16 protein-coding genes are annotated in these 21,321 nt (G+C 36.2%); 7 read left to right on the forward strand and 9 right to left on the reverse strand.

Annotation, left to right across the window (positions count from 1 at the left end):
- Positions 1-45: 45 nt before the first annotated feature.
- From xylB to parE, 8 genes are all read right to left on the reverse strand, one after another.
- Positions 46-1,503: a xylulokinase gene (gene xylB, locus RAM17_RS02185; protein WP_110448641.1), complete on the reverse strand. Its 1,458-nt coding sequence runs from the start codon at positions 1,501-1,503 to the stop codon at positions 46-48.
- A gap of 72 nt (positions 1,504-1,575) precedes the next feature.
- Positions 1,576-2,895 (reverse strand): xylose isomerase, encoded by a 1,320-nt coding sequence (gene xylA / locus RAM17_RS02190; protein ID WP_110448640.1) that lies wholly within the window; start codon positions 2,893-2,895, stop codon positions 1,576-1,578.
- 299 nt (positions 2,896-3,194) lie between these two features.
- Positions 3,195-4,505 (reverse strand): NCS2 family permease, encoded by a 1,311-nt coding sequence (locus RAM17_RS02195; protein WP_110448639.1) that lies wholly within the window; start codon positions 4,503-4,505, stop codon positions 3,195-3,197.
- Between the two features lie 290 nt (positions 4,506-4,795).
- The gene (locus RAM17_RS02200) at positions 4,796-6,370 is read right to left on the reverse strand and encodes a TerC family protein (protein WP_110448638.1); all 1,575 of its coding nucleotides are present in this window, start codon (positions 6,368-6,370) and stop codon (positions 4,796-4,798) included.
- 143 nt (positions 6,371-6,513) lie between these two features.
- Positions 6,514-7,959 (reverse strand): TrkH family potassium uptake protein, encoded by a 1,446-nt coding sequence (locus RAM17_RS02205; RefSeq protein ID WP_110448645.1) that lies wholly within the window; start codon positions 7,957-7,959, stop codon positions 6,514-6,516.
- 15 nt (positions 7,960-7,974) lie between these two features.
- On the reverse strand, positions 7,975-8,820 hold the full coding sequence (gene djlA / locus RAM17_RS02210; RefSeq protein ID WP_110448637.1) for a co-chaperone DjlA: 846 nt from the start codon (positions 8,818-8,820) through the stop codon (positions 7,975-7,977).
- A 1-nt stretch (position 8,821) separates the two neighbouring features.
- On the reverse strand, positions 8,822-11,050 hold the full coding sequence (parC, locus tag RAM17_RS02215; RefSeq protein ID WP_110448636.1) for a DNA topoisomerase IV subunit A: 2,229 nt from the start codon (positions 11,048-11,050) through the stop codon (positions 8,822-8,824).
- Positions 11,051-11,077: 27 nt separating this feature from the next.
- Positions 11,078-12,967: a DNA topoisomerase IV subunit B gene (gene parE / locus RAM17_RS02220; protein WP_110448635.1), complete on the reverse strand. Its 1,890-nt coding sequence runs from the start codon at positions 12,965-12,967 to the stop codon at positions 11,078-11,080.
- Positions 12,968-13,189: 222 nt separating this feature from the next.
- Between parE and RAM17_RS02225 the strand changes: the two genes are divergently transcribed.
- From RAM17_RS02225 to ubiA, 5 genes are all read left to right on the forward strand, one after another.
- The gene (locus tag RAM17_RS02225) at positions 13,190-15,640 is read left to right on the forward strand and encodes a DMSO/selenate family reductase complex A subunit (RefSeq protein ID WP_110448634.1); all 2,451 of its coding nucleotides are present in this window, start codon (positions 13,190-13,192) and stop codon (positions 15,638-15,640) included.
- A 19-nt stretch (positions 15,641-15,659) separates the two neighbouring features.
- The gene (locus RAM17_RS02230; protein WP_110448633.1) at positions 15,660-16,274 is read left to right on the forward strand and encodes a DMSO/selenate family reductase complex B subunit; all 615 of its coding nucleotides are present in this window, start codon (positions 15,660-15,662) and stop codon (positions 16,272-16,274) included.
- Position 16,275: 1 nt separating this feature from the next.
- Complete coding sequence (locus RAM17_RS02235; protein ID WP_181414699.1) at positions 16,276-17,115, forward strand: dimethyl sulfoxide reductase anchor subunit family protein; 840 nt, start codon at positions 16,276-16,278, stop codon at positions 17,113-17,115.
- Positions 17,116-17,176: 61 nt separating this feature from the next.
- Positions 17,177-17,734, forward strand: coding sequence for a TorD/DmsD family molecular chaperone (locus RAM17_RS02240; protein WP_198201604.1), 558 nt, complete (start codon positions 17,177-17,179; stop codon positions 17,732-17,734).
- A 125-nt stretch (positions 17,735-17,859) separates the two neighbouring features.
- Positions 17,860-18,690, forward strand: a complete 831-nt coding sequence (ubiA, locus tag RAM17_RS02245; protein WP_110448631.1) for a 4-hydroxybenzoate octaprenyltransferase — start codon at positions 17,860-17,862, stop codon at positions 18,688-18,690.
- A 387-nt stretch (positions 18,691-19,077) separates the two neighbouring features.
- Here the strand turns inward: ubiA and RAM17_RS02250 are convergent, their stop codons facing one another.
- The gene (locus tag RAM17_RS02250) at positions 19,078-19,971 is read right to left on the reverse strand and encodes an SIS domain-containing protein (RefSeq protein ID WP_110448630.1); all 894 of its coding nucleotides are present in this window, start codon (positions 19,969-19,971) and stop codon (positions 19,078-19,080) included.
- A gap of 171 nt (positions 19,972-20,142) precedes the next feature.
- On the opposite strand from RAM17_RS02250, the gene rpiB reads away from it, so the two are divergent.
- Both rpiB and rpe read left to right on the forward strand, forming a co-directional pair.
- On the forward strand, positions 20,143-20,595 hold the full coding sequence (gene rpiB, locus RAM17_RS02255; RefSeq protein WP_110448629.1) for a ribose 5-phosphate isomerase B: 453 nt from the start codon (positions 20,143-20,145) through the stop codon (positions 20,593-20,595).
- On the forward strand, positions 20,588-21,241 hold the full coding sequence (gene rpe / locus RAM17_RS02260) for a ribulose-phosphate 3-epimerase (protein WP_110448628.1): 654 nt from the start codon (positions 20,588-20,590) through the stop codon (positions 21,239-21,241). The genes rpiB and rpe overlap by 8 nt, the downstream gene beginning before the upstream one ends.
- Positions 21,242-21,321 lie beyond the last annotated feature (80 nt).

Below are 21,321 nucleotides of genomic sequence, written 5' to 3' on the forward strand. Positions count from 1 at the left end.
CTAAAAAGCAGAAGAGTGTTACAAAAGATCTTCTGCTTTTTAATATCAAGACATTAGCGGCTTTAATTGTTGATAAATGTTTCTAAACATAGCACGCTGTTGTTGGTAATATTCATGTTTTTCCCTATCTGGCTGGTGAGTTTGAATGGTTGGTAATGGTGCTAACCATTGCCCTAAATCACTATCAGGGTTACAAGCGATTTGTGCCAGTTTAGCGGCGCCTAAAGCGGGACCAACTTCGCCACCCTCACAATAAACTATAGTATAACCAGAGATATCACTAATTAATTGGCGCCAATATTTACTTCTAGCTCCGCCACCAATAACAATAATTTTATTGGGTGAAATGCCTGTTTGTTCTACTACATCTATACCATCTGCTAGGCCATAACTCACACCTAACAAGATTGCTTTAGCTAAATCGACTTTATTATGTTGATAGGTTAAGCCAAAAAATACGCCTTTAGCTTCAGGATTATTATGGGGTGTTCTTTCACCTGATAGATAAGGTAAAAAATAGACTGGCGGTTTATCGTCAGATGGTTGTTCTTCTATTAAGCTAAATAATGTAGCAACATCTTTAATGTCTAACAATTGGCATCCCCAATCAAGACATGAAGCACAACTTAACATAACCGACATAAGATGCCAACGATTAGGTAATGCATGGCAAAAGCTATGAATTGCCTGTTCAGGTTGGCTGATAAACCGATCAGTAACGGCGAAATAAACCCCTGAAGTACCAAGTGAAAGCATTGCTTGTCCTGGTTGATAAAGACCAACACCGATAGCACCGGCAGCATTATCGCCACCACCGGCAATAACTGGAATTGAATTTATTTTCCAACGTTTAGCAATATCATCAGTAACATAACCCGTTATTTGATTGCCTTCAAATAAGGTTGGCATATGTCGTCGATTTAAACCACAAGCATTTAACAATTGATCGTTCCAATCACGTTTTTCAACATCTAACCACATGGTGCCAGCAGAATCAGACATATCTGATGCATATTCGCCTGTAATTTTAAAGCGTAAATAATCCTTTGGTAAAAGTACTTTATCTATTTTGGCAAATATTTCTGGCTCGTGTTTTTGCACCCATTTTATTTTGGGTGCAGTAAAACCTGCCATCATCAAATTGCCAGTAATTTTTCTAGAATTTGGCACTAACTGTTCTAATTCATGACATTCAATATCACAACGACCGTCATTCCATAAAATTGCAGGCCTTAATACTTGAGATGAACTATCTAATAGTACTGCTCCATGCATTTGTCCACTTAAGCCAATTGCTTTGACTCGTGTTAAGTCATGTTGATGGCTAAGTTCTTGTAGTGCTGAATCTGTTGCATGCCACCACTGCTGGGGATCTTGTTCTGACCATAATGGGTGGGGACGGGATACGGTGAGTACCTTTGTATTTGACGCCATAATGCGTTGTTTTTCATCCATTAAAATTACTTTGACACCAGAGGTGCCTAAATCAATACCAATATACATATCTGCCTCCATTATGCAGCTATCAGAACTATAAATATAATAGTTCTGATAGATAAATACACAATGATTTTTTTAGCCAAAAATAGATTTATTAACAATATTTTCTAATTGTTCTTGTGCACCGCTACGTGCTTTAGGTTGCAGATTATTTACAAGACTATATTGTGCAATTTCTTGTAGGGACATATTCCCTTGTAAAATATCTTTACCTAAATTTTTGTCCCAATCGGCATAACGCTCAGCCACTTTTTGATTTAATAGTTTATCTTCAATCATTTTCGCTGCACATTTTAATGATAATGCCATAGTATCGATAGCACCAATATGCCCATGAAATACATCATATTTATCAATGCTTTGTCGTCTTATTTTGGCATCAAAGTTAAGTCCACCAGTGGTAAATCCGCCACTTTTTAATATTTCATACATAACTAGTGTGTTTTCCTCGACACTATTCGGAAATTGATCTGTATCCCAGCCCAATTGTGGATCTCCTCGATTAGCATCAAGTGAACCAAATATATCTAAGGCAATAGCTGAAGCTACCTCATGTTGGAATGAATGGCCGGCAAGTGTTGCATGATTCGCTTCAATATTGACCTTGATTTCTTTTTCTAAGCCGAATTGTTTTAAAAAGCCATAAATGGTTGCAACATCATAATCATATTGATGTTTGGTTGGCTCTTGTGGTTTTGGTTCAATCAATAATGCGCCATTGAAACCAATCTTGTGTTTGTTTTCGACAACTAATTGCATAAATTTACCAAGTTGTTCTCGTTCTTGGCGTAAGTTAGTATTTAACAGCGTTTCATAACCTTCTCGACCACCCCATAATACATAATTTTGACCACCTAACTTATGTGTAGCATTCATTGCATGGACAACTTGAGTGGCAGCACAGGCAAAAACTTCCGGATCAGGATTAGTTGCCGCGCCAGCTGCATATCTTGGATTTGTGAAACAGTTAGCCGTTCCCCATAATAAATTAACGCCAGTTTCTTGTTGCTTTTGTAACAGGATATCTGTCATCATGGATAAATTAGAGATGTATTCTTGAATTGAATTACCTTCTGGTGCAACATCGACATCATGAAATGCATAAAAAGGAACATTCATTTTATAAAAAAATTCAAAAGCAATATCTGCTTTTGCTTTGGCATTAGCTAGTGGATCAGCCCCTTTTTGCCACGGATAATTAAATGAATTTGCACCAAACATGTCGGTGCCAGCCCAACAAAAAGTGTGCCAATAACAGATAGAAAAGCGTAAGTGCTCAGCCATTGTTTTTCCTAAAATTATCTGCTCTGGATTGTAATGTCTGAATGCAAAAGGATTATTAGTTTGTGTTCCTTCGTATTTAACTCTTTCTATTTTTTCATAATATTGACTCATAATGTACCTCTAAATACCATTAATTAACTTAAAATCTATATATTGGTTACTAAGTTTTCTGGATAACTAAACGTTGCTAAATCAGGTAATCAATATGCATGAGTTTTAACAACAACAACAATTACTAAATTTTGTAGCGATTTTATGTTTTTTGTTTTTTGTGACGCAGATCAAATTCTATAAAGGGTTTAAAGAAGGTAAAATGATTGTTGTAGTCTGTTTGATATTTCAGATGAAATAATTTTATGGGGGGAAGAAGCTATTTCTACCATGTTAATGGTAGAAATAGTTTGATGAAATTAATGATGATCGATAAAGATGAATTTTAAAGCAAACAGTAGTGCAAAAACTATCACACAAAGATTTAATTCTTTAAATTTTCCAGTAAATGTTTTCAATATTACATAAGAGATAAAGCCAAGTGCGACTCCTTCAGTAATAGCAAAAGCAAATGGCATCATTAATGCGGTAATAAATGCTGGTGTTGCATCAGTTAAATCAGACCAGTTAACTTTCATTAAACTTGATACCATTAAGATACCAACAAAAATTAGTGCACCTGATGTGGCATAAGGCGGTACTAAATGTGCTAAAGGTGATAAGAAAGTCATCATTAAAAATAATAAGCCAACCACCACAGCAGTTAAGCCAGTACGTCCACCAACTGAAATGCCAGCGGAACTTTCAATGTAAGTTAATACAGATGAAGTACCAAATAACCCACCTAGTGAAGAGCTGAAACTATCAATTAATAAAGCTTGACGCATTTTAGGAAAACGACCTTTTTCGTCAGAAAGTCCTGCTTTATCGGTTAAAGCTAAAATAGTACCCGATGAATCAAACAAGCTGACAATCATTACTGAAAAGATTACCCCGAGGATACCAATATTCAGTGAACCAGCAAGGTCAACATGGCCAACAACGCTGCCAACACTCGGTGGAACGGCTGCAATTCCTTGATAACTAATATTTGGATCAAGCCATAGTGCTAGTAGGGTCACGACAAGAATAGAAACTAACACGGCAGCATGAAAATTGCGGGTAGCAAGGATAACGATAATAAAAAATCCAAGCGAACCTAATAAGACTTTAAGTGACAAAATATTGCCTAAGGTTAGTAATGTAGCTGGCGATGCGACCACAATACCCATATTTTGGAATCCCATAAAAGCAATAAATAAGCCAATACCAGCACTAATACCAGCGCGTAAACATTGTGGAATATGTTCAATTAACCAATGGCGGACTTTAAATAGTGATAATGCAAAAAAGACCAATGATCCCCAAAATATCGCTCCCATCCCAACTTGCCAAGAATAGCCCATTGCACCGCATATTCCATAAGCAAAAAAGACATTTAGCCCCATGGCAGGTGCTAAAGCAATCGGTAGATTGGCAAATAATCCCATCATAATTGTCGCAAAAGCGGTGACAACACAAGTTAGGACAAACACTGCTGATTTATCCATTCCTGTTGCAGATAAGATTGAAGGATTAACAAAGATGATATAAACCATGGTTAAAAAGGTGGTACAACCGGCGATAAATTCGGTACTAGGGGTGGTTTTTTTCTCTTTTAATTGAAAGATTTTTTCGAATAGTGAATTCATAAATTAAAGCCCAATTTAGGTTGATAGTGATCCATTTTGATATAATTTTATATCTTTATTTTTACCGAAGTGAATTTACGGTAAAAATAAAAAAGATATAAAGTGATTACTTCATATCTTTAAAAAACGTAAAAACACTGCGCTATTATTGCCAGTAATTTATTTTGGTCAAGCGTTATTCTAAATAACAAATAGCATTTTATTAGTGATCAATTATGCTTATAACTTAGTGCTAACATAGTTTTTAGCTATTTAATGGTACACTGGATAAGATGCTGATTATCAATAGATTAGTTAGCCAAAACATCTAATTTATTTTTAGTAATTTTTACTTTTAAAATCCGATGACTTTCAATCTCGGCGACTTCAAATAGATAGTCACCAATCTGTATGGTTTCACCAACATTGAGTAGATGTTGGGCTTTTTCCATCAATAATCCCGCAAGGGTATGATATTCTCGCTTATCATCAATCGGAATCGGTACAAATCTTACTAATTCTTCTACTGGGATATAGCCATTTGCAATCCAACTATCATCATCTAAACATTGGATGTCATGTTTAGCATCGATCTCTTCTTCTTCAGTTGGAAAGTCACCGGCAATGGTTTCAATAACATCGGTCACTGACACCACACCTTGCATTGATCCAAATTCATCAACCACAAAAGCAAAGTGCGTTTTGGCTTTTTTGAATTGTTCCAGCGCTACAAGTAAAGATACTGTTTCAGGAAAAATTAATGGTTGTTTGATTAATGAATTAATATCAAAGGGTTGTTTATTTTGTAAAATATCTTTTAACAGATCATTAACTTGAATGATACCTAATGGTTCATCAATTGAAGCATTATCAGTCACTACTAAACGTGAATGAGGATTGTCAAAAATTTCTTTTAATATTACTTCTCGATCATCATTGATATTGACCATATCAACATCTAATCGAGATGTCATGATACTGCTTACTGAACGTTGAGCTAAACCTAATACTCGCTCAACCATGTTTAATTCTTGATGATTAAATACTGAAGTTTTTTTATTATTATCAGATACCACATCAATGGTATGGCTATCAGGATCTTCTTCAGCATCGCCTTTAAGTAAATGTAAAATAGCTTCGGCGGTGCGTTCGCGTAGAGGTTTTTTGTTTAATGCTTTTCGACGGTTAAATATGGCTAGTTGATTAAAGAATTCAATCATAATCGAGAAGCCGATAGCTGCATATAAATAGCCTTTTGGAATGACAAAACCGAAACCTTCGGCAACCAAACTAAAGCCAATCATCAATAAAAAGCTTAAACATAAAATAACAATCGTTGGATGAGAGTTAACAAAATAGGCTAATGGTTTACTTGCCACCATCATAATCGCAATGGCGATACAAACTGCGATAATCATAACGGGTATATGGTCAACCATTCCCACTGCAGTAATGACTGAATCAAGTGAGAATACGGCATCAAGTACCACGATTTGTGCAACAACAGTCCAAAAATGTGAGGTTTTTTTCGGTTTTCCATCCTCGTGTGATGCACCTTCTAAACGCTCATTGAGTTCCATTGTCGCTTTAAACAGCAAAAATATTCCGCCAAGCAACATAATTAATTGCCGAGCATTGAAACTAATACCTGATATAGAAAATAGTGGGGTGGTGAGAGTAACTAACCAGCCAGTAAACATTAATAACAATATTCGGGTTATTAATGCAAAAGCAAGGCCTGTAATGCGTGCTTTATCTCGTTGTTGAGGCGGAAGTTTCTCCGCAAGAATGGCAATAAAAACAATGTTATCAATGCCAAGGACGATTTCAAGTACAACTAGAGTGGATAAACCAATCCAGATTGTAGGATCCATGATCCATTCCATATGTCAGGTGATTACCTCTAATGATCACAGCACATGCTGCTTAGTAATTCTGTCTGTAATTAGCAAAATAATCAATAAAATATTTAAATTTTTGACTATTTTATGGAAAATTGTTGATTAAAAGCCTTTATTAGGCGTAAAAATTAACTTCGCCAGAATGTCGGCGTGAATAAAACTAATAAAGTAAATATTTCTAGTCGACCAAATAACATGTCAACGACCATGACCCATTTCACCATATCACTGACATGAGCAAAATTATCACTGACACTACCAAGGCCAACGCCTAAATTATTTAGCGATGAAGCAACGATATAAAATGAGTCAGTTGCATCAATTCCTGTTGCCATAATAATAAACAAACTCACTAAAAATACTAATGCATAGGCAGAAAAGAATCCCCATACCGCTTCAATGATACGTTCTGGTACCACACGATTATTGAGTTTTAAGGTATAAATTGCATTAGGGTGAATAAGTCGTTTTAACTCTCGTGAACCTTGCATAAATAGTAGTAGTACCCGAACAACTTTTAGTCCACCACCAGTAGAACCAGCACAGCCACCAATAAACGAAGCACATAATAAAAAGATGGGTAATGACGATGGCCAAGTATTAATATCGTCGACGGTAAAGCCTACTGTTGCTGAAACAGACACGACTTGTAAAACAATTTTGTCGACACTAAGATGGCGTTGTGGCTGATAAATATAGATCACTAAAGCGCAGATAATAATTAAGATAAGCAGAATAAAGATAAAGGTTCTAAATTCTTGATCACGCCAATACACTTTCACTGAGATACCATTTAACGCAGCAAAATGTAGAGCAAAATTACATCCTGACAAAATGAGGAACAAGGTAACAATATAGTTAATTGTTGCACTATTAAAATAAGCTAAATTGTTATCGTGGGTAGAAAAACCACCCATTGATATCGTTGAAAAGCTATGTGAAATAGCATCAAAGATATCCATTCCAGCACACCACAAACTTATTGCACATAAGGTAGTGAGTAAAATGTAAATCGACCAAAGTGTTTTGGCTGTTTCGGCAATACGTGGTCGCATTTTACTGTCTTTTTGAGGACCAGGAATTTCAGCACGATAGAGCTGCATACCCCCGACTCCTAATAATGGTAAAATTGCAACCGCAAGTACGATGATCCCCATACCGCCTAACCATTGCAGCATTTGACGATAGAAAAGTAGCGCTTTGGGTAAATGATCCAAATTGACAATCGTAGTGGCGCCAGTGGTTGTTAATCCAGAAAAAGACTCAAAAAAAGCTGTGGTTAAATTAAGATTGATATGATTATCAAATAGGAACGGGAATGCGCCAATAGTGCCTAAAACGACCCAAAATAATACAACAATGAAAAAGCCTTCTCGAGTACTTAATTCATGGCGTTGATGACGATTAGGAAACCACAATAACACACCTAAAATTAATGCTGCGAAAAATGAACGAACAAAAATAGCACCAGCACCGTCACGATATATTAACGCCACTAGTGCAGGTATTAACATAAATACTGACAATAGTGATATTAATAAACCGATAATTCTTATAATCGAGCGCCAATGCATCATATATAGTAATCTCTATTTAAAGCCACGTGATGATTTTATAAGATCGTAAGCAGCTTGAATTTCTTGTGCTCGCTTTTTGGCTGCTTCTAACATCTCTTTTGGTAAGCCTTTGGATACCAATTTGTCTGGATGATGTTCATTCATTAATTTACGATAGGCTCTTTTTATTTCAGAAATTTCAGCAGATGAATTTATTCCTAATATTTTATAAGCATTTGCTAAATCTGATTGCATAGTACTGCTTTGGGAACCATTATAATTATGATTTTGTTGATATTGATGTTGACTGTTTTGTTGATTGTACTGATATTCTTGACGGAAATGAAAGCTTCCCATCATCATTTGAATATATATTGCCATTTGCGGCCGTGGAATACGAAACTCATCGGCAACAATGAAAAGAATCTCCGATTCTTTGTCATCTAAATGACCATCAACTAAAGCAGCTTGAATTAATTGTTCGCAAAAGATATTTAAGACATTACGTCGATAACGATATTGGTGATATAACTCACTTAATCGTGATCGAAGTGGGTAATCACTCGCTTTACCACGATTGAATGATTCTTGCGCTAATTGACGACTTGTCGCATCAAGTTGAAGACGATCCATAACTTGCCGAGCCAGATTAATATCATCACGAGTAACAACCCCTTTAGCTTTACTTAAATGCCCTAATACTTCAAAAACAACCGTTAAGTATAAGTTTGGATTAGATTGTGTCCTTTTCTCAGTCAATTTATTACCAAATGCTTGATATAGCATTGGGCCAATAAATAATCCGAGTATAAATCCCCACCCAGATTTTAATACTGAACTCAGTATTAAACCGGTAATAATGGACCAGATCAAAGACATATTATTCGTTTACCTCAATTCGATCTATTTTTTGCAATCCACGTGGTAATGATGTGCCTTTACGAGCACGCTCCGCTCTAAATTTTTGTAAATCAGCTGGATAAAGTGTAAGTTTGCGTTTACCAACATATAGAGTTATAGATGTTTCTGGTGTTATCAACATCATATAAGCTAGGCTATCATCGCTACCAGAGAGTGAAATAATTTTATTGCCTTTACCTTTAGATAATTCTGGTAAATCTTTTACTGGGAATATCAGCATTCTTCCTGCTTTAGTAATTGATAACAGCAAGCTTTCTTCTGATAAAATCTCTATTGGTGCTAATACATCTGCATCTTTAGATAAATTAATCACTGCTTTACCATTACGGTTGCGGGCAATTAAATCATTAAATTGACAGATAAAACCGTATCCAGCACTCGATGCAAGTAAGAATTTTTGTTGTTCATTGCCTGACATCAATACATGTTCAATGGTTGCTCCAGCTGGTAATGCCAGTTTACCAGTAAGAGGTTCGCCTTGTCCTCTAGCTGATGGTAATGTACTTGGCTCAATAGCGTAACTGCGACCAGTTGAATCGATAAATACCACTGGTTGATTACTTTTACCTTTTGCTGCGGTTTTAAAACTATCACCTGCTTTATAACTTAATCCTACAGGATCGATATCATGGCCTTTAGCAGCTCTGACCCAACCCATTTCTGATAATACGATTGTAACTGGTTCAGAAGGGATTAACTCTTGTTCAGTAATTGCTTTGGCTTCACTGCGTTCGACAATTGGTGAACGACGTTCATCACCATATTTTTCAGCATCAGCTTGTAGCTCTTTTTTGATTAAATTACTTAACTTTCTTGGTGAAGCTAATAATGCTTGCAGTTGATCTCGCTCTTTAGCCAGTTCGGCTTGTTCACCTTTGATACGAATTTCTTCTAGTTTAGCTAAATGGCGGAGTTTTAATTCTAAGATAGCTTCAGCTTGTGTTTCGCTTAAGGCAAATCTCTGAATTAATTCTGCTTTTGGGTCATCTTCATGACGAATGATTTCAATTACTTCATCAATATTTAGGAAGGCAATTAATAAACCATCTAAAATATGTAGTCTTTTTAGTATTTTATCTAAGCGATAATTTAAGCGACGGGTTACGGTAATGCGTCGATATTCTAACCATTCAGTTAGGATTTCAACCAATCCTTTAACAGATGGACGATTATCTAGTCCAATCATGTTCATATTAACACGATAGCTTTTTTCTAGATCAGTAGTGGCAAATAGATGATTCATTACTTGCTCTAGATCTACACGATTAGAACGTGGCACAATAACCAGACGAGTCGGATTTTCGTGATCGGATTCGTCACGTAAGTCTTCAATTAACGGTAGTTTTTTAGCGCGCATTTGGCTAGCAATTTGCTCTAAAATTTTAGCACCAGAAACTTGATGTGGCAGATCAGTAATAACAATGTCGCCATCTTCTTTTTTCCAAACTGCTCGCATACGTATTGAGCCACGGCCAGTTTTATAAATTTTGGCGATATCTTCCGGAGAGGTAATAATCTCAGCTTCTGTTGGGAAGTCAGGGCCTTTTATGTGATCCATCACTTCGCTAAGTGTTGCTTTTGGATTATCAGCTAACATAATAGCTGCATTCGCCACTTCACGAATGTTATGTGGTGGAATATCGGTTGCCATACCTACCGCAATACCGGTAGTACCGTTTAATAAGATATTCGGCAATCGAGCTGGCAACATTTTTGGCTCTTGTAATGTACCATCAAAATTTGGCGTATAGTCAACAGTGCCTTGTCCTAACTCACCTAACAATAATTCGGCATATTTTGATAGACGTGATTCGGTATAACGCATTGCAGCAAATGATTTCGGATCATCGGGTGCCCCCCAGTTTCCTTGCCCATCAACTAATGGATATCGATAAGAAAACGGTTGCGCCATTAATACCATTGCTTCATAACAGGCACTATCACCATGAGGATGGTATTTACCTAAAACGTCACCGACAGTACGGGCTGATTTTTTAAATTTTGCTTGAGCATTTAGCCCTAATTCTGACATTGCATAAACAATGCGACGTTGTACTGGTTTTAAGCCATCGCCAATAAACGGCAATGCGCGATCCATAATGACATACATTGAGTAGTTTAAATAGGCGCTCTCGGTAAATGTTCGTAGCGACTGAACTTCTACTCCGTCATGAGTTATTTCACTCATTATTGTTCCTCTAAATTATTCTGTATATTAGACATCAAGTTCAACTTGGTCTCCTTTTTCTTGTAACCATTCTCGGCGATCTTCGGCACGTTTTTTCGCCAGTAACATATCCATTAATGCCATTGTTTCTTCGGCATTATCTAGTGATAACTGAACTAATCTACGGGTGTTAGGATCCATTGTGGTTTCGCGAAGTTGTAATGGATTCATTTCACCCAACCCTTTGAAACGTTGAACATTTGGCTTACCTTTTTTACGTTTAAGCTGATCTAAAATCCCTTCTTTTTCTTCTTCATCAAGGGCGTAATGAACTTCTTTGCCTAAATCGATACGATACAGTGGTGGCATGGCGACAAAAATATGTCCATGTTCAACCATGGCTCGAAAGTGACGAACAAATAGTGCGCACAGTAACGTGGCAATATGCAATCCATCTGAGTCAGCATCGGCTAAAATACAGATTTTACCGTAGCGTAATTGACTTAAATCATCACTATCAGGATCAATACCAATAGCTACTGAAATATCATGAATTTCTTGCGATCCTAATACTTCGTCAGATGAGACTTCCCAAGTATTTAATATTTTACCTTTCAACGGCATAATTGCTTGATATTCACGATCGCGAGCCTGTTTAGCTGACCCGCCTGCAGAATCACCTTCGACTAAAAATAGTTCAGTACGACTTAAATCTTGTGACGAACAATCGGCCAATTTACCCGGTAAAGCTGGACCACTGGTTAGTTTTTTACGGATGACTTTTTTGGATGCTCTTAAGCGTTTTTGAGCACTGGAAATTACCATCTCAGCAAGTAATTCGGCAATTTGTACATTTTGATTCAACCACAGGCTAAATGCATCTTTAACAATAGCTGAAACAAAAGCTGCACTTTGTCTTGATGATAAACGTTCTTTGGTCTGACCGGCAAATTGCGGTTCTTGCATTTTTACTGATAACACATAGGCACAGCGTTCCCAAATATCATCGGCGGTTAATTTTAAACCACGCGGTAATAAATTACGAAACTCACAAAATTCACGCATGGCATCAAGTAATCCTTGACGTAAACCGTTGACATGGGTGCCACCTTGCACAGTAGGAATTAAGTTAACGTAACTTTCAGTTAATAATTCACCACCTTCTGGTAACCAAAGTAATGCCCATTCAACCGCTTCTGTTTCACCTGTATGGCTACCAGTAAATGGTTGTTCCGGTAATAGTGTGTAACCACTAACTGACTCTATCAGATAATCTTTTAAACCGTCTTGATAACACCAGCGTTGCTCAGTACTGTTAATTTTGTCTTTAAAAATGATTTCCAGTCCCGGGCAAAGTACAGCTTTCGCTTTAAGCAAATGAGTTAGGCGAGGTACTGAGAAGCGAGGTGAATCAAAATATTTTTCATCCGGCCAAAAACGTACTTTTGTACCAGTATTTCGTCGGCCACAGGTGCCAATTACATGTAAATCTTCAACTTTATCACCATTTTCAAAGGCGATTTGGTAAACTTGTCCATCACGGTTTACGGTGACTTCTACGCGTTTGGATAAGGCATTGACAACAGAGATACCCACCCCATGTAAACCACCAGAAAATTGATAGTTTTTGTTGGAGAACTTACCACCAGCATGTAAGCGACAAAGTAATAGTTCAATAGCCGGTACGCCTTCTTCAGGATGGATATCAACAGGCATACCTCGACCATCATCAATAACCTCAAGTGAATTGTCTTCATAAAGGGTTACTTTCACTTGGCGAGCATGGCCAGCAATAGCCTCATCGACACTATTATCAATCACCTCTTGCCCTAAATGATTGGGGCGAGCTGTGTCAGTATACATTCCAGGACGATGACGAACAGGATCGAGCCCTTTTAAGACCTCAATATCAACTGCATTATAAGTGGATTGTGACATAACTTTTCTGTTTATTCGATTAAATGGGCTTATTATACCAATCTTTCCTTAAGATGCATGAAATTAAATTTATAATAAAAAGCAAAGCTATTTTTTTATTGATAATAATTCTTATTTCATTAATTTATTTTAAGTTAATTTCGATTTTAGTCTTTTTTCTGTTTTATAATTTTAACTGTAGTATTATGATAATGACATGCCAAATATAAATAAGCGAATAGGATGAGCAAGTCAGATAATCAGATAACTCGGCGCGATTTTTTACAAAAATCATTAGCAATCGGTAGTGTGGCCGCATTAACTAATGATTTACAATTACCTTTTGCTTATGCCTCGCCAGAGACAGATCTTGCCAACACCTCGGTACCTAATCCAACGAATCAAGAAAAGATTTTTTATAGTGCATGTTTAGTTAACTGTGGTAGTCGTTGCCCGTTAAAAGTACATGTTAAAAACGATATTATTACTAAAATATCTGCTGAAGAAGGGATTAATGATGCGATCTTTGGTCAACATCAAATCCGTCCTTGTCTGCGAGGACGAGCTGTGCGTTGGCGTACTTATGATCCGGAACGGCTAAAATATCCAATGCTACGAATCGGTAAACGGGGTGAAGGCAAATTTAAACGCATCTCGTGGGACGAAGCTATCGATCTATTAGCAGAGAAACTCAAATACACTATTAATCGCTATGGCAATGAAGCTATTTATTACCAATATGGTACGGGTACGACAGGGGCAAATATCTCAGGTCGTAATGCCTGTAAGCGATTTTTAAGTTGTATCGGTGGTCACCTTAATTATCATGGTGATTATTCAAGTGGACAGATCACCGCTATTCAACCTTTTATATATGGTAATGCTAAAGAGTCGTTGCTAGACCAAATCAAACATTCTGATCTAGTTGTGATGTTTGGACATAATGTTGCTGAAACTAGAATGTCGGGCGGTGGGCAGGTTGCTGAGTTATATACTGCATTAGCACAAAGTAAAGCAAGGGTAATTATTATTGATCCACGCCGTAGTGAAAGTGTCGTTGGTTATAATGCTGAGTGGCTGCCGATTATTCCTGGTACTGACGCTGCGTTAGTCGCTGCAATTATTTATGCGTTGCTTGAAGAAGATCGTGTTGATGAGGCGATGCTTAACCAATATTGTGTGGGTTGGAATGCTGATACATTACCTGATAGTGCTCCGCCTTTTAGCGATTACAAATCTTATATTTTGGGTCTAGGGCATGACAGAACCGCAAAAACGCCAGAATGGGCAGCTAAAAAAACCGGTATTCCAGCCAAACAAATTCGGCAGTTGGCATTAGATATTGTTAATGCTAAAGCAGCATGGATTTCACAAGGTTGGGGGCCACAGCGCTGGCAAAATGGTGAGCATACTACAAGGGCGATTATGATCCTACCGGTTATCACCGGTCAGTTTGGTAAGCGTGGTACTAACATTGGTACTTGGGGTGGTAGCGTAACTTATCCTGTGCCTGGCTTGAATATGGTTAACCCTGTTAAAACCAGTATTCCTTTCTTTTTATGGACGAAGGCAATTGATGAACCGTTAAGCATGACTGCGAAAAATTCTTATATAAAAGGTAAAGATAAATTAGATGTGGGTATTAAATTTATCTGGAGCTATGCTAGCAATGTTATTGGTAATCAACACGCCGATCTCAATCGGACTCACCAAATTTTACAAGACGAATCGAAATGTGAATTTATTTTAGTTTGGGATACCCATATGACTGCTTCAGCAAAATATGCTGATCTACTGTTACCGGATGTTTCATCTGTAGAGAGTAATGATTTAATCAATAATTCATATGCATCAGGTGCTTATCATTATTTTATTCGTTTGCAACGAGCAATAAAACCACTTTGGGAAAATCGTCCTGCTTATGAGGTTTTGACAGAATTGTCAGCAAAAATGGCAGTTAAAGATAAATTTACTGAAGGTCGGAGTCAAGATGATTGGATTGCTTATAGTTATAAAAAAATGCGTAAGCTCAATCCTAATTTACCGACTTTTGCCGAAACAGATGGAATGGGGATTGTTGATCGTAAATTAGCTGATAGCGATGCACAGATCGGATTAAAAGCTTTTCGCGATGATCCAATAAAAAATCCATTAAATACGCCGTCAGGTAAAATCGAAATTTATTCAGAAGCATTAGCCAAAATTGCCAATGAATGGGAGTTTGATGACGATGATAAACTTTATCCTATACCGGCATATTTACCGGCAATAGAGGGGAGTGAAGACCTGCAAACACAAGCGAAATATCCATTACAATTAATCGGTTTTCATATCAAAGGGCATTGTCATTCAAGTTATAGTAATCTTCCGCAACTGCGAGAAGCGGTAGCTAGTAGTCTCTGGATTAATCCAGTGGACGCAGAACAAAGACAGATAAAGCATGGTCAATTGGTTGAAGTTTATAATGACCGCGGTCGACTTTACATTCCAGCTAAAGTGACACCACGGATACTACCGGGAATTATCGCTCTTCCGCAAGGATTATGGGCCAAGACTAATGCTGCTGGCATTGATATTGGTGGTTGCATTAATCGTTTAACCTCCTTACGCCCCTCTGTGCTTGCTAAATCTAATCCTCAGCATACCAATTTGGTTGAAGTTAAACCAATAGCAGCTATGCCGTCGGCATCTTAATCGGAAGGAGATGGTTCAAATGCAATATGGTTTTTATATTAATTCTACCAAATGTACTGGTTGCAAAACTTGCCAAGTAAGTTGTAAAGATGAAAAAGATAATGCGCTTGGTGTCCATTTCCGCCGTGTTTATGAATATGGCGGTGGTACATGGAAGCAAGTAGATGGATGTTGGCAAAATGATACATTTACCTATTATTTGTCAATCTCTTGTAATCATTGTCAAGAGCCAACCTGTGTAAAAGGTTGCCCAACAGGCGCTATGCATAAACGCCAAGAAGATGGGTTAGTGGTAGTCAATCAAGATGTGTGTATTGGTTGTCGCTATTGTGAAATGCGTTGCCCTTACGGTGCACCACAATATGATCATCAAAAAAAGGTAATGTCTAAATGTGATGGTTGTTATGAACGTGTAGCGCAAGGTTTAAAACCTGTATGTGTTGAGTCTTGTCCTCAACGCGCTTTAGATTTTGATGACATTAATACCTTGCGTCAACGTTATGGTGATGAGTGCGATATTGCTCCATTACCTAGTTCAGATTTAACCAAACCAAGTATTGTGATAAAGCCACATGCGCAAGCTAAAATATCGGGTGACTCGCTTGGTAAAGTGCTTAATCCTGAGGAGGTCTAGTATGCATGAACTTCCACTGGTATTTTTTACGATATTTGGGCAATTATCCGCAGGAATGATCTTACTTAGTAGTTTGTTTTATCTTGTTTATCGTTCAAAAAACAAATTAGCTATCACTCAAAAAATTAATGCAGTAGCGTTAATTTTCATGGCGATTGGTATGGCGATTGCTTCATTTCATTTAGGTCAACCATTACGCGCATTCAATGTGATTTTTGGTATCGGCCGTTCACCAATGAGTAATGAAATTTTTACCTTTGGCTTATTATTTGCTATGACATTTGCTTTTGTATTGCTTAATTATTTTGTCTTGTATCCAAATAGTACCAAATTACAAATCATCAAACCTCTATGCCAAAAAATTAACCGTATACCACATTTAAACTATTTATTGGCGATGATCTTGGTTATTTTAAGCCTATTTTTTGTTTGGACAATCGTATTAACCTATATGTTAGCAACAATAAAAACGTGGAATAGTTGTTATACCGCGATACAAATGTATACTGCGATGTTGGTATTGGGAGGAATTGCTGTTACTTGGTTAGGACTATATCGAGCAGGTTATTGCGCTTTTTTTATTGGTAGTTTACTGATTCTGCTATTAAAAATGCCTTACTTAAAGTTAATGAGTGAAATTGCTCCAGACTTAACCTCTAATCAATATTGCTGGATAATAGCACAGTGCGCATTATTAATTATTTCTATCACATTGGTTTTATTTGCGATTTTAAGAAAGCAACATCAGGTAATGATTTATCTATTGGCTTTTATTGGCGTATTTATCGCAGAAATTTGCGGACGTATCACTTTTTATAATTTGTGGATGATAACCGTTTAATTGTGCGGTAATTGATGGTAATGGCATAATTAATTGGCTAATCAATATAGGATTGAATAATTTGGATAACCTGACTTCTATCACGTTGGCGAAATTATTAGGCGCTTTTTTTTATTATCCGCCTACCAGTAAACAAGTCACTGGTTTAATTGATGGATTATTACAGCTAGATCAGTTAGCAAAGTGGCCAAACCAACAATTAGTAACTGAACAATGCCAAATCTTGAGTACTCAGATACAGCATGCAGAAATAGAATATCAATTCTCACTATTATTTGAAGGGCAAGGCATTATGTCGGCGCCACCTTGGGGTTCAGTCTATTTAGATCAAGAAAAACTACTAATGGGTGAATCACAAGAACGCTATCGTGAATTTTTACAGCAGCAAGGGTTGACGCTTGATACGGGTATGAATGAGCCAGAAGATCAGTTTGGATTGATGTTAATGGCATATGCAATACTACTAGAAAAGCAGCAATTTGCTGCTGCACAGCAATTAATGACCGAATACCTTTTAAATTGGGCACCAATGTATTTGGATTGCTTAAAACAAAATCAAGTCAGTCTATTTTATCAAGCATTAGCGATTATTGCTGAACAATATTTACAAATGGTATAACTCTGATTATATAGCAAATAAAGCGCTCACTTATTTAAGTCAAAATATGCATTGATAGCTGTTGTTTGCAGCTTTTTAACGAACAGGTATAATCCACCTATTATGATTCGGGACAATGACAACCTATGTTAGCTTATTTACAACTGATGCGATTAGACAAGCCAATTGGTTCCTTACTGCTACTTTGGCCAACATTGTGGGCGATTTGGCTTGCTACATCTACGCCATCTGTTCATGTTGTTGTTGTGTTTGTTGTTGGTGTGATTGTTATGCGCTCAGCTGGCTGTGTGGTTAATGATTACGCTGATCGGCATTTTGATGGTAAAGTCGAACGTACTAAGAATCGTCCTCTCGCCCGTGGTGCATTGAGCGAAAAAAATGCCTTATACACTTTATTCGTATTACTGCTTATTGCGCTTGGTTTATTGCTTACTTTGGATAAATTAACTTGGTTAATGGCTGGTTTTGCATTAATCACGGCAATGCTTTATCCATTTATGAAACGTTACACACATTTACCTCAGGTGACTTTAGGCATTGCCTTTAGCTGGGGAATTCCAATGGCCTATGCGGCAACAATAGCTCAATTTCCGATAACTTGTTGGTTACTGTGTCTAGCTAATGTATGTTGGACAATAGCTTATGATACCGAATATGCTATGGTCGATCGCGATGATGATCTTAAAATAGGCATCAAGTCCACTGCTATCCTATTTGGTGACTATGACAAGTTTATTATTGGATTACTGCAAATCATAACCTTAGTTTGCCTGACATTGATCGGCATAAACAATCATTTTCAGCAATTTTATTATATTGGTTTAATCATCGCCTTATTGCTATTTATTTATCAACAATGGTTAATCAAAGACCGTGATAGAAGCAATTGTTTTAAAGCGTTTATGAATAATAATTATATAGGATTGTTTATATTTATAGCGATCTTGGTTAGTTAAAAACACATTTACCATCATTATTTAACTTTCATCGCGAACATTAATCACTTTAAACGATATATCTTAAATTGTAAAAGCGTTGCTTAGTAAAAAAGTAAAATGGTGGTATAGACTCCTCAATATTTTTTACAAGATTATTTTTAACTTTTTAAATTATTAAATTTAATGCGCTAGCCTTATTAGTAAGCGGAATACTATTGTAATATAGGTAAAGTAGGCATTTGCCTACCTTTAAGGTTATTCGATTGCTAGTAATAAAACAGAAATATTATTTGTAAGTTAATGGTATAGATTCCTTAATATTTTTTACATATTTTAACCACAATTAAAAATTTTGAGGAAAGGCGTTTTTGATAACTCAACTTTTATATTTAATTAAAAATAATATTATTCAATATATTGTGCATTTTTATGTAATGGTTTTACTACATCAATACTACGTTCTAAATGAACTTTTGATTTTTCGTGATCTAAGACCACAATTGCGATAAATAATGTATCTAATAAAGTTAGTTGAATAATTCGAGCTGCAGCATTTTGCCCTAATAATGGACCATTTTTAGCTGGACTAAAGATAGATAAGTCGGAAATTTCAGCTAGTTCAGATTGATGATTATTAGTAATACAAATAATCTTAGCTTTATTCTTTTTCGCAACCAATATTGCATTACATATTTCCGCTGTATTGCCTGATTGAGATATAGCAATAACTACATCGTTTTCTTTTAATTGACTCGCCACCATTACCATCAAATGGTGATCACTATAAGTATGGCTGTGAATCCCAATTCTCAATAATTTATGTTCAAAATCCTGACCAACAATAGCTGAACCACCGACACCAAGAATAACGATACGGTTAGCATGAAAAATCCATTCTGCTGCTTTTGATATTATTTTAGCATCAACAATAGATTGGGCTTCTTTTAAAGCTTGTACAGAGTTATTAAAAACTTTTTCAATAATATTTTCGACATTATCTTTTTCAGATAGTTCTTGTTCTTTATCAAAAGGTAAAGCATCAAAATAAGAAAGTAATGCTTTTCGAATTTCTCTAAAACCAGAGTAACCTAATTTTTTAGATACTTTTACTAATAATGGTTCCGAAACTGATAATTCTTCTGCCACTTCTTTAATACTTGTTCTAGGCTTTAAATTTCCTTTAGTCATCATCCATTCAATAATTCGTTGTTCAGTATTACTTAAACTAGAAAGTGAAATACGAATCATTGCTCCAATTGCTAAAGCATTAGAATTTTCTGGATCATGTGTTTGTTTCATGGTTTCTCTCCATAACATTTTTCGGGTAATTTTAACCCAATTTCAATTTAAGCACATTGTAAAAAAAGATTTTTTTATTTTTGCCGTTAACTTTACAAAAAAATAAATTAACGTTAATATTTTTAAGTGTGAAGTTAATTGTGTTTTTTTTAGTCAGAGAGGTGGAAATATATGAAAATTGCAATTGGTTATGATCATGTTGGATATATTTTAAGAAAAGATATCATTGATTATTTGGAGACTAAGAATATTACAGTGATTGATCTTGGTGCGCCATCAACAGAAAGAACCGATTATCCGATTTATGCCAATAAAGTGGCAAGGGCTGTCAATTCAAAAGAAGCCGATTTAGGAATATTAATATGTGGCACAGGTATTGGTATTTCAATTGCGGCAAATAAATGTTCAGGAATAAGAGCGGTTGTTTGTAGTGATCCTTATTCTGCAAAATTATCACGTGAACATAATAATACTAATATTCTTGCTTTTGGTTCCCGTGTAGTGGGAAGTGAACTTGCAAAAATGATTGTTGAACAATGGTTAATGGCGAAATTTGAAGGCGGCCGTCACCAAAATAGAATAGATCAAATCGATGCTATTCAAAAAGGAGAATTTCATGAGTAAATTTTGTCCTTCGCTTATGTGTGTTGACTTTTCCAAGTTAGAAGTTGAATTGAAGTCATTAGAAGAATCTGGTGTAGACATGTTTCACATTGATGTGATGGACGGTAATTTTGTACCTAATTTCGCATTAGGTATAGAAGATATTAAAGCGGTGAGTAAGTTGTCAAAAATTCCTTATGATGTTCATTTAATGGTAACTAATCCATCACCATATATAGAAAAATTTGCTCAACTTGGCTGCGATATTATTTATGTTCATGTTGAAACATTAACCCACATACATCGAACTCTAAATCAAATTAAATCAACAGGTAAGAAAGTAGGCGTTGCTATTAATCCAGGAACACCATTATGTGTGTTAGAAGATGTTTTAGATCTAATTGATGTTGTTTTGATAATGTCAGTAAATCCAGGTTTTGCCGGACAACCTTTTATCGCTAACTCTATCGATAGAATAAAGCGATTAAGTGATATGATTAAAGATAGAAATCTCAATACTTCTATTGCCATTGATGGTGCGATAAGCCCAAATATCATCGAACAGCTATCGCCTTATGTTGAATATTTTATACTGGGAACTGCTGGGTTGTTTAATAAAGATAAATCCTATAAACAGACGCTAAATGAACTCCGTAATCTCTCCTAACTTTTAAGGCCTTTATTGCGATGAAGGTCTTAATTCACAAAATTAAACATTATAGATAATTTATACTCTATTTTTTGTTG

The sequence above is a fragment of the Gilliamella apis genome (genome assembly GCF_030758615.1).
GTDB lineage: Bacteria > Pseudomonadota > Gammaproteobacteria > Enterobacterales > Orbaceae > Gilliamella > Gilliamella apis_A.